Raw genomic sequence first — 13468 nt, forward strand, 5'->3', positions numbered from 1 at the left:
CCTCGCTTATGTATTTCCTACTGTGAGGGGCTATTAAAAGTTAGTGCTGACACCAACATAGAAGGCGCGACCTTGACCTGGAGTAAAAACTGAATTACTGGAAGCCATACTAAGATCTGATACTGTTGACACATTTGAGATATATTTTTCGTCGGTTAGGTTTTCCGCAGATGCAAATAAGTCGATCGCTTCGTTTATCGAGATACCGGCAATAATGCCAATTAATTCATATCCCGCAGTTCTTTCAGTGTTGGCGTAGTCAACGTAGGCTCCGTTGGCAATATGTCGCAAGTTAATGCCTGCATACCACCTGCCATTGCTCGAGTATTTCAATTCGCTGGCGTAGATTGATTGAGGTATTCCAGGTAACTTGTTATCCCCTCTATCCGGATCATTATCAAAGCAAAAGTCGTTATAGTTATAGATGTTCCGCCAGAGAATATTCTTATTTATTTGTATATCGAGACCAAGCTCGACACCTTTGTGTAGTGTGTTACCTCTTGCGTTTTCTGTACTTGTTGTTTCGCCGCTAAACCCGGACTGCCCAACGTCTACAAATTCGTTGCTAATTTCACTGTGATAAATAGATGCGTCCCAGCTTACAATACCTTTCTGCCCGCGAGAGCCAACCTCAAAAGTCAATGACTCTTGTGCATCAAGAATTGTAAATGGATCCGCTCCACCCGAAGTTAGATCAGTTATTCCTGGTGGCTCATAACCTTCACTCACATTAGCGTATAGCTGATTTTCATCTTGTAGGGTATAAATAACACCAAGACGCCCATTGAATTTTTCGAAGCTCAACTTACCGGTGTCATCTTCCGGTCCACCCGTATCCTGAGCGGGGTCAGAGTTAAAGATATTTTTGTTTTCTCTGACGCTACTAATATATTGAGCTCCTGCGATTAGGTTAAGTGACTCGCTTAGGGAAAAGTCTAGCTGTCCATAGATGACAGTATTCGTCGCATTCCGATCATCTTTACTTGATAAATCCCCCTTCTCGGCAGTTGGTGTTGGGCTAAAAGGGCCCTCAGAGTACGCAAACAGTTCTGACTCATTGTTACTTTCAGCATGGGTTATACCTATAACCCAGGAAATATCAGTGATATCCAGTTGGAAATCACCAGTAATATCAGTAGATATACCAAACTCCATTCCGCTTTGCTCAATGATGCCGGCATATGGTGTTATAGCGTGATCCAAATATCTTGTTGCTAGCCAAGCCCCGGCTTCAATAGTGAGCGAATCCAGTGCAAAAACTGTTCGATTTGATAAGCGAAATACATCAAGGTTTCGATCCATGTCGCGTTCAATATTTGATTCTGGCGACATGTCAGGATTGCTTAGTGCTTGGTCGTGTGTCAAAGAGCCAGCCAGCTCAAAATTGTCTTGCAATGCGGTTAGGAAAAAGCGAGTTTCTAAGTTGTCACTAAATTTGTAGCCAACATTACCAAAGCTATAAATACTGTCGACTTCGGAATGTTCTCTAAATCCACTGCTATTTAGTTTGGTTACCGCACCGTAATAATCAAAAGCGTCATTTCTTCCTTTAGTGTTAATACTGGTTCGGTATGTATCGAATGACCCGCTTTCCAACCTTATATTACTTCCAGCTTTTGACGTAGCTCCCGTCGGTGTTACCACATTGATTGCACCTCCCAGTGAAGCTGCACCATAACGAAGGCCGTTTGATCCTTTATAGATCTCGATATAGTCAATAGATAGTGGATCTATTTCTTGATACTCGGTGCTGCCACTGGCACGTGAAATCGGTACTCCATCACGCAATACAGTAATTCCTCGGCGTTCATAAGTAGCATTCGCAGCGGATCCCCGAATAGAAATTCGATTGTCACGCTGCGCTGAAGTGTCTGCGTAAACGCCGGGTGTGAACTTCAGCGCGTCACCAATACTCTGCGTAAACTCAACTAAATAGTCTTCGGCACGAACCAAGTCAACTCCCCCTGGAACACGCTGAAGGTTATGAATTGCTTCACTTGCAGAGTGTGCAGATAGTGAATTATCGATATCAGCTGTAACTACAACCTCCTCAATTGACTGGGATTGATGATCTTGGCCTTTAGCTTGAGGCGCGCTACTGATAGCAATAAGTGCTAAGGAGATGAGCAGCTTTCGAGTAATTTTCATGTATAGGTATCCTGTCGGAACGCTATGTAGCGTGCCGATAAAATAAATTAGATGCTGTAACGCAGACGATATAGCGGCAGGCACAGGTGCTCTGATACTAGATTGGTAGTATCTACGAGCAAGCTGATTTGCTTATATCGAATGCCTTACTGGCTTCATGATTTGGGCAGGCGTAAACGAGCCCAAAAAGTGAAGAGCAAAGACTTAAATTGTGGACAAAGAGGTGAAGAAGGGAGGAGCGCGCTGCTGCTGTTTGCGATGTAGGCTGGCGATTACTTCCTCAGCCAAGTGTCGCTGCTGGATATAGCGTGTTTTTGACAGGCTAGATAGATAAGGGGTAGATAAAAATGTTACTTCGGAATTTGGCTTTGCAATACCAAACTTGCAGTCCAGCTGCCAATTACCTTCGGCATGGTGATCATGATCTGTACTTTCAGCAACTTTATCGGCTGACATACTCGCCATCTCATGGTGTATATGTTGATGATGGGAGTGGTGATTCTGCTCGCTCTTTGTACCGCTGCTTAATGGCTTTTGATTATGTCCCTGATGAATAATCGCCATTACTTCTGGTGAGACGCCACTAGGACAGAGTTTGATAGCTGTACCATCAGTAGCGATCGAGGCTGGCATGTACCCAGTGGGAATCAACGCTTGTACCAAAAATAAAAACAACGCTATACGAGGCAGTAGGTTTCGTGCGCCTCGTGATTGTTTGGTTTTGGTAAAGTAGCAGATTGACAAAGCTGGTACTTGCGAAGTGATAATTTGAGGCGCATTCTGCTCTACTTATTGAGAGTTATCAAGGGCTGGGAGTTGCTTTCTATGGTAAAAATACCATTGCCGTTGGCAACCTCGATCTCTAGTAAAAAATCTGCTGATAGGTTTGGCATGATTCTGCTGGATGATTTTTGGTGGCTGGTTACCCAATTCCACATTCGTATATTGTTCTTGGCAGACAAAATATTTCCATACTAATTGATATTGGAGGAGTCGAGTTTTAGTGGCAGTAAATAGAGGCTTGTCGAACCTGTTTTGGATAGAGTGGTGAGTCGTTATGCAAAGTTATGGTTGGTTTAGTGAGATATCTCCAAAACAAGGCTAGTATAAGCTTTATATCTCGACTTTTAATCGGTTGCTCAAGGTATGAAGCCAAGTGCGACCAAAAATTCCTTTCTTATAGTTCTCAATGTCTGGTTTTCTTGGTTCTTCCCTGAATGCACTAAACCTGCCACTTCTATTCTTTGTAAAACTTTATACCTAGTTATTGGGTACTTTATTCCCATGGATGGCTTAGACTATATTTGTAGTATTGAATGAGCCATCGACTTGTCTTCTGACGCATTGGTAGGAATTTGAAGCCAGTTAATGCTATGAATCTAGTTTCAGAGAAATAAGGATGCAGTCTTTGGCGTTGCTACCTCCTCAAGCATTTCGTGCCACCAATTATGGTGGATACTGCTTACCTTGATGTTGCGGATTTAGTTTCTAAGGAGCCTCTGAATAACTCCGTAATGCCTCTGCGGGTCTTGAAGGTTGCAGATGTTAGGCGCAGCTCGCCGCGAATAGCGTAGCCCTTTGCAAGAGCTGCAACGCAGCAGCTGTGGCCTTCAAGGCCCGCCCTTCGGGGCTTGCAGAGCGATTCACACTCCGCGTTGCGACCTCTTGAAAGGTCTAGACATTCCTGCGAAGCCGCGCCTTGATTGTGAACCGCTATGCATGCCAGAGGTATCACGGAGTTATTCAGAGGCTCCCTAAGTAGTGCGGTTCGATCTGTGTAGGTAAAGGAGTTGGTTTTTGTAAGAGATATTTCTAATTGTCGGCCCGAGTTTTTCTCTATAGCAGCAGACGGTCGATTCTACTTTGCTGGCCACACAAATTGGCCAAATGAATCAAATGGACGTTAATCAAAACTTAGGCGTCAGCTCAAGTTTGATAGTTGGTGCTCAGGATGGCATAGGAAATGTCGCAGCCCTGGATCAGCTAGGTTCGGTTAGCTTTCTTGTGATGGAGCTGTTGCAAATGGCTAATGACAATATGGCGCTCCTGGAACAGGTGTTTACGGTTGAAAATTCAACTATGATTGTCGACCAGTTTGGTGATATGAATATGTCTACGCTGGATCAAGGAAATGCCTTCTTTACCAGAGCTACAGTGTTGCAAACCGGCGACTCCAATGATGTAAATATTGATCAGAACAATATCACTACGGGTGTTGCCACAATATCCCAAACGGGTACATTGAATATGCATGTTACCTCTCAAGCGGGTACCGCCGAGACGGCAATAGCGACACAGTCTGGAGTAAGTAATACCGGCACAATTTTACAGTAGCAGTCAGTTCTTTGATTTCTGTGCTGCTAGGTTCTGATCTGTGTGGCACAGAAATTTAATCCCAAACTTTGTTCCTAGTTTTTCCCCACTTCCTTCTTATAGCTGTATCGCCGCTTATCGTTAACTCTTACCCAGTAGTTGGTCGGCCCATGATCAGCGATTTGAGAATAGTTTCTAAATATTCAGTCGTTCATTATCGCAAGTGACCTTGTGCCAGTGCATGTAATTTATACTGAGAAACTTTACTTAGTGTAAGTAATTCCGCCAAGCGCCTGCTTTATTCTGGTGTCCTGCATATAAGGGTGTGCGGTTTTGAATGTTGACATGTATTTAGGTATCGAAGACACCTATGAGCCTTCTTTGTATAGCCCTAAGAAAAGTACAGATAGCAGGTAAAGGATTAAATTGTGAATAAACTAAAGCCTTTGATGGTAACGATATTAGCGACTTTGAGTGGAGGTGTTGTAGCTAGCAATAATACGACACTGGTTGATCAGCAGGGAATTGGTAATACGGCTAATGCCAACCAGGTTGACCCTACGGCCATAAATAACCTGATTGATGTGACTCAAATTGGTGATGGAAATTTTTCATCATCGACACAGTCGGGAGATGCGGTGAGTAATACCATGATCCACTACCAAGAGGGTGATGGCAATATGGCCGAGTCTTTCCAGCAATTTATCACTGAGGCCAGCTCGATCGAAATAAATCAGCTTGGTGATGCTAATGAGGTGGCTGCGGAGCAGTTTGAGTCATTAGGTTCCACTCAAGAGCTGAATCAGTCTGGCCAGATGAATTTTATGACCATTACCCAGACTGACACAGAGGCTTCCAGTATTGCAGTGACCCAAACTGGCGACATGAATGATGCGATAATAATGGGCCAGGTATTTGATGTTTTGGGAAGTGCTATCACCCTGAATCAAATTGGCAACGATAATATGGCTCAAATTGGTCAGCAGAGTGACGTGGAATTTAGTTCTATTTTCGTTGATCAAGTTGGCAATCAAAATCTATTTGTGGGTGAACAAATAATGATAGTTTCTTCTTCCACGATTAATGTTCTCCAATCCGGAAATATGAATGAAATTGACTCTGATCAGGAAAATGGAGTTATCGCCAGTACAGTTTCAATTACACAGATTGGTGATGGCAACTTTGGTGGGTCGCTGCAGCAAGACAATGTTAGAGGAAGCACTGTCAATGTGAATCAGGTGGGTAATGGAAACTTCGGTGGTGGAGTTCAGCAAGCAGCAGTCAGCTCCAGTGTAGGTAGTGTAAGCCAGTCTGGTACCATGAATATGGGGCTCACTCAGCAGGCGGGTGGTACTGCTTTTTCCGTCGCAACCCTCACTCAAATTGGGGAGTCGAATGAAGCAATGCTTATACAAATTGCTGCAGAACCAGTAACGGCAACTTCACTGCAAAATGGTGTCAGCAATGTGTTATCCATTTCTCAGATGGGAAACGCGCTCAGCAATGCGACTACTACTCAAGTGGGAGATATGAACCAACATGTGACGGAGCAAACACTCGACTCTCAGACGGCGATTGCAACACAAAACGGCACTTTAAATAACGGATTTATTTTTCAATAAGTTTGACTGGGGCTTCGTAATTTTAGTATGAATACTGATAGATACTATACGGCTTCGGAGTTCCAGTCTTTTGCTTAATCTGATACTTGAGATTCAGGTGGTAGCTTTCAAGACAATTTACTTGTTTCTCCTGTTAATTTTCTTCTATCTGGTTTTGACATTTAACTCAAATCTTCAAATAGCTTTTAGATTGTGATTTGGGCAGTTTTACTGCACCCCTGTTTGATGCATGGGGTGCGATTTATATGCAAGGGATCGTTTAAATGAAAATTTGGACTTTAGTTTCGGCAATAGCTGCATTTGCTGTCAGTGGTCACTCTATGGGCGGCAATAATACGACTGATATTGACCAGGACGGCAACGGACATCTGGCAACAGTAGATCAGTCTAATCCCACCAGCACCAACAATACCGTTTCAATAACCCAAACCGGAGACTCACATCAAGTGTCTGTTTTACAGGGAGCACTTACAGATTTGAATATGGGCACGGTGGAGCAATCGGGTTTGATGAATGAGGCGATTCTGGAGCAAATTGCAGAAGTCTCAGAAAGTACGGCTCTAATTAGTCAATCTGGCGATGGCAACTTGGGTTGGGTGGTTCAGGATGACTTTGTTGTTGCAGGTAGTGCCTCTGTTATCCAGTCCGGTTCAAATAATGAGGGTATTGCTGCCCAGGTGGATGTTGGGGGGATACAGGGAACTGTTGCTGTTACTCAGACTGGGACAATGAACTTTGCACAAGCAATCCATGAGGATTTTGCGCTTAATAGCACTGGGCTAATTAATCAACTTGGGAGTGAAAATAGTGCCGAGTTATTTCAGGGGGACCTAACTGAGTCAAGCTTTATCAGCGTCGAGCAAGATGGAACTCTCAACGAGGCATTGGTAGGGCAGGGCTTTGCTCTTTTCTCCTCTATTACCACCTTCCAGAGTGGTGATATGAATTATGTAGAAGTCTCTCAGTTGGGACTAAGTACTGGATTGGCCACTGTCTCCCAGATAGGTTCTTCCAATATTCATGTCACGACACAAACAAATGATGGGCAGGTGGCTATGGCTTCTCAGGTCGGAACCGGTAACCAGGGAAATATTATTCAGTAGCTGTGGTGGGTTTCAGGTAGAAGTATTTATTTTCCAAGAATATTGGCTATGGCTCAAGTTCTTGGATTCAGTTTGTCTTTGAAAGGGACTTTCGATGAGATTTATGAAGCCATTGGCTGCTGCGGTGTTGGCAGTAGCTCACTGTGGAGCAGCTGCTGACAATAATGTCACGGAGGTCGCCCAACAAGGCTCCCTCAATATGGCTGCCTCAAGCCAGGTAGATCCTACTGTTATGGATAACCAGATTGTGGTTATCCAGGAGGGGGCGGGAAATATTTCGAACGCGATGCAACTGGACAATACGATCAATAGTTTGATTGCCCATATACAAGTTGGTGATAACAATGAAGCGACATCGACGCAGGAGATGAATATTAATGCTGCTAATAATACGATTAATCAGCAGGGAGATCTGAATCAGGCTGAGTCCACACAGGAAAATACGGTTGAATCTTCAAGTTTAACGACCAACCAATTTGGTAATTCTAACAGTACAGATCTCAGTCAGGAGCAGGGAGTTACCCAGAGCTTGGTACTAATTACTCAGATGGGAGATATGAATGATGCGGAAGTTCCACAAGGAGATATCGTGGATAATAGCTCTGTGGTTGCGACCCAGTCGGGAACTGATAATGAATTTGAGTCCAGGCAGGATAACCAGATTAGCTTGAGTATTGTAACATCAATCCAGATAGGCTCCTCAAATGTAACCGAATTGGAGCAGGAAGATATCGTTGATAACAGTTCTATTAGTGGTAGTCAAAATGGAGATATGAACGATGCAGATGCACAACAGTCAACAGTGATTTCGGGCAGTACCATTATTGTCAATCAAGTTGGCGATGATAATGTTTTGGATGTCGATCAGTTTAGCAATATCACTTCATCCACTGCGACTATTACACAGCTGGGATCCTCAAATGATGGCGATATAATCCAAGTTTCGGCTGTTAATTCGACTACTGCAAGCATAGTTCAATCAGGTATAAGCAATCAGGCGGATGTAGATCAGGAAAATGGGGTTACAGGTAGTTCTGCTAGTGTCACCCAAGATGGTACTGACAATGGATTGTTTGTAGATCAAGAAGATCAGGTTTCCCTGAGTTTTATCACTGTAAGTCAATCTGGAGATAATAACTCCATCGGTGTGGATCAAGAGGGGGATATTTCCTCAACAGTTGCGACTGTTATACAAAGCGGAAGTATGAATGAAGTAGATATTAATCAGAGTAATTTTTTAGACTTTACAACAGCAACAGTGACTCAAATCGGAGACAATAATAACGCCCAGTTGATGCAAATAGATGGACCTATTTCATTGAGTACGATAGCGGTGGATCAAGGTGGTTCCACTAATATGGTGACTGCGGAACAAGACGGCCTTATTAGTAATAGTGTGATTGATATCACCCAATCGGGAACGGATAATACCGCTGATGTTGAGCAAGATACATTGGTTGACCTGAGTAGTGTGACTACTTTGCAAACTGGTACATCAAATTTTCTGATGGTATTACAAACGGATGTCACATCATCCAATATCACCATTACCCAAGATGGAAATATGAATACGGTTGATGTCAGCCAAGCTGGGGTTTTCAGTAGCGCCAGTACCACCTCTCAAACAGGTACTTTAAATACTCATACCACCACTCAAGTGAATGATTTCCAAACCGCACTGGCAACACAGCTGGGTACGGGGAATATGGGTATGATTATTCAGTAATTCGGACCGTAAAAGCTAAGGGGAAAGAATACCCTGGGGTTTATATTGAACCTGATGTAGGTGATTGGTAGATAAATACTATTTCTACTTTATCACTTCAATAGCGTATTCTTTCTGCTTTCGTTGTGATTGTTTGAGTTAAACAGAATTTCTCTTCCAGTGGGTAAATAATTAGAAAATCATTTTTACGATTACTTCTCCGAGGTATAGTGAAGAGGTCAGTCCGGGGGATTCAATTCCAAAAAATGCCACTAACTGAGATTTATCCGATAGGCTTTTGTGATAAATCTGGAAATCACCAGCGGGGTGGCCCCTGCGTACAATTTTGGAGCGAATGCCCGCATAGCCAGGCCGTAAAGTATTCTTTGATATTCCAGGCCAGTAGCGACGGATGTTGTCATAAAATGTATTTAGTTTACTCGGATCCACTTGGTAGTTAATGGACTCGACCCATTCCACATCTGGACCGAAGCGCGCTCCTCCGGCCAAATCCAGAGTGAGGTGAATACCCAGACCGGCACTTTCAGGTAGAGGGTAAATTAAGTGTGAAAAAGGCACCTTACTTGACTGGGTAAAGTAACTGCCCTTAGCAAAATACGTGGTGGGAATTTCTCGTTTTATAACTTCGCTATTTATCGTCCCCACTAGCGAGCTTGTGTGGAGGCCTGCGGCCACAATTAGATTGCAGGTTTTCAGTTTGTAGCCATCCTCCATCACGAGTTGGCAAGTTCCGCTGGATATTTCAATTCGCGCAACTTTGCTCGCAAGTATAATTTCTCCTCCCCTGGCTTCCATGGCACCCTCAAGGGCTAGCATCAGGCTGTGGCTATCGATAATGCCGGTTGTCGGAGAGTAAATGGCACCGGCACATTGTAATTCCGGCTCCAAAGATCGGGCTTCAGAGGCGCTTAGTAATCGAAGTCCGCCAGCGTTATTAGTATCCCCCTGATTTTTGAGATCTCTCAATTGCGCAAGCTGTGCTTTATCGGTGGCGACTACCAGTTTGCCGAGCTGCTTATGGGGCACCGCGTATTCTTGGCAGAATTGATACAGTATGGATTTACCGTTTACACAGGCGCGGGCTTTCAAGCTGTCCGTTGGATAGTAGAGGCCTGCGTGAATGACCTCACTACTGCGAGCGCTGGTTTCGGTTCCAATGGCATTGTGTTGTTCCAGCACATTCACTTTGTGGCCAGCCCGGCTCATCTGGTAGGCGCAGGCAAGCCCCAATATGCCTGCCCCGACTATCACTGTATCCAATATCTCCATAGAGGTCCTATTGTTGAAATGCGCATCTTCTAGAGCGAACAGGCTGAATTCCCTCGGCATATTTTGCCTGTAACGCCAAGCTAAAATTGCTGTCGAAAGGGTGCGTGGTGGTGTCGTTTCATTGCGCTATAATGCGCGCTTTTCCGCGACTGGAAGTTAGTCATGACTCATAAGTCCATTGCCGCAGACAAGGTAGATTCTCGCTCTTTGGTGCAAGCGCACCTGGCGGAGCCGGTAATGTCTCAATATAGCGAAGAAGAGCTGCAAGAATGGCGCGAGCGCATTAAGCGCTTGTTGAAAGAACAGAATGCAGTATTGGTCGCACACTACTATACCGACCCTTTGATTCAGGCCCTCGCGGAGGAAACCGGCGGCTGCGTTTCTGACTCATTGGAAATGGCCCGTTTTGGCGCTCAGCACTCCGCCGATACTCTGGTAGTGGCCGGGGTAAAGTTTATGGGTGAGACCGCCAAGATCCTTACCCCGAACAAGAAAGTACTGATGCCGACCCTTGAGGCAACCTGCTCCCTGGATCTCGGCTGTCCCCCGCAAGAATTCTCTGACTTTTGCGATCAGCACCCGGACCGCACGGTGGTGGTTTACGCCAATACTTCTGCTGCGGTAAAAGCCAGGGCGGACTGGGTGGTGACTTCGAGTATTGCGCTGGATGTAGTGGATCACCTGGATGCCAATGGCGAAAAAATCCTTTGGGCACCTGACAAGCACCTCGGCGGCTATGTCCAGCGGGAAACCGGCGCAGACGTACTGTTATGGGACGGTTCCTGTATTGTGCATGAAGAGTTTAAGGCCAAGGGGGTTGAGGACTTAAAGGCCCTCTATCCGGATGCTGTGGTTCTAGTGCATCCTGAATCTCCCGCCTCTGTGGTAGCCCTGGCCGACGTTGTGGGTTCTACCTCGCAGATTATTAATGCTGCCAAGACCCGCCCAGAGAAGCGCTTTATTGTGGCTACCGACCAGGGCATTTTCTACAAGATGCAGCAGGAGTGCCCAGACAAAGAGCTAATGGTGGCGCCAACCGCCGGCGCTGGAGCCACTTGCCGCAGCTGTGCTAATTGCCCCTGGATGGCGATGAACTCTCTGGAGAACCTCTGTGGAGTACTGGAGCGCGGGGATAACGAGATCTTTGTGGACCCGGAACTGGGGCGCAAGGCGATGATTCCGCTGCAGCGGATGTTGGATTTCCGCAAAGGTTAGCTCTCGAGGGAGTAGCGGTGAGTAAACAAAAAGAGCGGCCACTGGCCGCTCTTTTTCGTTGGGGGGAGTTACAGCTCCTCGATTCTTTCCTGCATTTTCAACACATCTTTGAGGCGCTGTTCCAGGATGGCATTGACCTGGTAATCGTCTTTTGACATGCGAATTCCATGGCGCAGGTGCTGAATAGCCTTGTCGAATATGCCGTTGAGAATGTAATACTCAGCCCGGGCTTCGTGCACGCCAACAATATCTCCGGCCAGTCCGTGGGTCTCCGCCAATAGGTACCAAACTGCCGGGTCTTTCTTCCGCGTACGGCTATATTTAGCCAGCAGGCGCTCTGCAGCCAGGTAGTTGCCCGCTTTAAAGTGGGCATTGGCGAGGCCCATGATTAAGGCGTGGTCTCCCGGGTTGCGATCGAGGGCCCACTGCAGGCGCTTGGTGGCACTGCTGTAGTCTTCTCGCAACAGATCGATATCCGCTCGGGCCAGCACATAGGCTGCTTTTGAGGGGGTCTTGTCTAACAGGGGCTGCAGGGTGTCCAGCGCTGAATCGGGCCTGCCTGCGGCTACTTGGGCCAGGGCGAGGCCGTAACGGGCGGCATCCTCATTGTCATTAATACCATTCAGCTCCGCGCTAAAGCGTTTTACTGCTTGCTGCGGCGTTGGTTCTGTGGCGAGCCGCACTCGGGCGCGCATCAGGTGATAATCCAGATCCTCGCTGGGAGCCACTTTTTCCATACGCTGAGCGCGCAACTTGGCATCGGCAATACGCTTTTCTGTAACGGGGTGGGTCAGGAGAAATTCTGGCGGGCGCTGGTAGTAACGTGTGGCCTTGAGCATTTGCTCGAACATTTCACCGGCGGCCTCTGGATCGCGACCGGATTTGGCCAGGGTATCGATACCGACCCTATCTGCCTCTTGCTCATTCTTGCGGCTGAATCGCAGCTGGTTGTCCAGGGCTGCAGCCTGGGTCACACTCATGGCCGCGATCCCGGCTTCGCCACCGGCGGTAGCCGCCAGAACCAGGGCACCGAGCATACCGGCCAGAGTAGGAATTGTGCTGTTACGCTGTGCTTCCAGGGAGCGGGCGTAGTGCCGCTGGCTGAGGTGGCCCAATTCGTGGGCAACTACCGATGCAAACTGGTCTTCACGCTCTGCAAACAGAAACAGGCCGGTATGGACCCCCATGACTCCACCGGGGACTGCAAAGGCGTTCATGGTTTTGTTGTTTACTACAACAACATCAATTTCTTTGTCTTCCAGTGGGCTGTACTCGGCCAATTCCTTGACCATGCCCTCGACAAATTGCTGGATCAGGGCATCACTGGAGGTGCGAACCTGACTGCGAAAAATACGCAGCCACATTTGCCCCAGTTCTTTTTCCTGGGTGTGGGAGACGACCCCGCTGGTCCTATCGCCCAGTTCGGGGAGGCGGATTTCATCGCTGTCCGCGATGGCAGCAAACGGGACTGCGCCGAGTAACAAGCCCATACCCAGGCTTCGCAGTCCTGCGCGAAGTCGATGGAGGATAGCTGGGGGGCGCGTTCGGTGAAGCAGGCTGTTTTTGGAATCAGTCATCTTGATTACTGCTCGGTCTGTCCATGAAGGATCTATAGTCCAACTCTATACGCTACCCCGTTGGACTGTCGAGGATTGGACTTAGTGGACCATAAAAGGTTCACACTTGCGCCAGGCGGAAAGTTAAAAAGCGTAAAGCCTGCGCGGGTTATGGCGTCTGGTTCGCGCTATAATCCCCGGCAATTCTGGTTTGTGACTAAAAAGGCAATGTCAGTAACTTCTTCTACCAATCAGCCCGATACCCAGATACCGAACTGGGACGCGGCCACTATTGTGGATGCAAGAAATCTGCCCTGCCCACAACCGTTACTGGCCATGCGCCGGGCATTGCGGGAATACCCAGAGGGAACGCTGCTTTGTGTGCTGGCCACTGATGAAGGGTCCTGGCGAGACTTCCACAGTTTTGCATCTTTAAGTGGCCGGTCCCTGCTCCGCGCTGAGCGACGTAATAATACCTTTCAATATTGGCTGTACGCTGGCAAATGAATAAAGATA

General features: G+C 46.7%; 10 protein-coding genes. 6 read left to right on the forward strand and 4 right to left on the reverse strand.

Annotated features, from left to right (window positions below; genetic code table 11):
* Positions 1 to 33 precede the first annotated feature (33 nt).
* Positions 34 to 2148, reverse strand: a complete 2115-nt coding sequence (locus tag ACJJI1_RS11460; RefSeq protein WP_444914732.1) for a TonB-dependent receptor family protein — start codon at positions 2146 to 2148, stop codon at positions 34 to 36.
* A 204-nt stretch (positions 2149 to 2352) separates the two neighbouring features.
* Positions 2353 to 2892 (reverse strand): hypothetical protein, encoded by a 540-nt coding sequence (locus tag ACJJI1_RS11465; RefSeq protein ID WP_413664421.1) that lies wholly within the window; start codon positions 2890 to 2892, stop codon positions 2353 to 2355.
* 1152 nt (positions 2893 to 4044) lie between these two features.
* Between ACJJI1_RS11465 and ACJJI1_RS11470 the strand changes: the two genes are divergently transcribed.
* From ACJJI1_RS11470 to ACJJI1_RS11485, 4 genes are all read left to right on the forward strand, one after another.
* The gene (locus ACJJI1_RS11470) at positions 4045 to 4482 is read left to right on the forward strand and encodes a hypothetical protein (protein ID WP_413664422.1); all 438 of its coding nucleotides are present in this window, start codon (positions 4045 to 4047) and stop codon (positions 4480 to 4482) included.
* 407 nt (positions 4483 to 4889) lie between these two features.
* A complete protein-coding gene (locus ACJJI1_RS11475) occupies positions 4890 to 6083 on the forward strand; it encodes a hypothetical protein (RefSeq protein WP_444959344.1) in 1194 nt (397 codons plus the stop codon).
* A gap of 263 nt (positions 6084 to 6346) precedes the next feature.
* A complete protein-coding gene (locus ACJJI1_RS11480) occupies positions 6347 to 7186 on the forward strand; it encodes a hypothetical protein (protein WP_444959345.1) in 840 nt (279 codons plus the stop codon).
* A gap of 94 nt (positions 7187 to 7280) precedes the next feature.
* Positions 7281 to 8912, forward strand: a complete 1632-nt coding sequence (locus ACJJI1_RS11485; RefSeq protein ID WP_444959346.1) for a hypothetical protein — start codon at positions 7281 to 7283, stop codon at positions 8910 to 8912.
* Positions 8913 to 9083: 171 nt separating this feature from the next.
* On the opposite strand, the gene ACJJI1_RS11490 is transcribed toward ACJJI1_RS11485, so the two are convergent.
* Positions 9084 to 10241, reverse strand: a complete 1158-nt coding sequence (locus tag ACJJI1_RS11490) for an NAD(P)/FAD-dependent oxidoreductase (RefSeq protein ID WP_444959347.1) — start codon at positions 10239 to 10241, stop codon at positions 9084 to 9086.
* 102 nt (positions 10242 to 10343) lie between these two features.
* Between ACJJI1_RS11490 and nadA the strand changes: the two genes are divergently transcribed.
* Entirely contained in the window at positions 10344 to 11396 is a 1053-nt protein-coding gene (nadA, locus tag ACJJI1_RS11495) for a quinolinate synthase NadA (protein ID WP_444895159.1), read from the forward strand.
* Positions 11397 to 11464: 68 nt separating this feature from the next.
* Here the strand turns inward: nadA and ACJJI1_RS11500 are convergent, their stop codons facing one another.
* A complete protein-coding gene (locus ACJJI1_RS11500; RefSeq protein ID WP_444895158.1) occupies positions 11465 to 12973 on the reverse strand; it encodes a M48 family metalloprotease in 1509 nt (502 codons plus the stop codon).
* A 192-nt stretch (positions 12974 to 13165) separates the two neighbouring features.
* On the opposite strand from ACJJI1_RS11500, the gene ACJJI1_RS11505 reads away from it, so the two are divergent.
* On the forward strand, positions 13166 to 13459 hold the full coding sequence (locus ACJJI1_RS11505) for a sulfurtransferase TusA family protein (RefSeq protein WP_444959348.1): 294 nt from the start codon (positions 13166 to 13168) through the stop codon (positions 13457 to 13459).
* Positions 13460 to 13468 lie beyond the last annotated feature (9 nt).

Source organism: Microbulbifer maximicatervae (SeqCode), assembly GCF_052467065.1.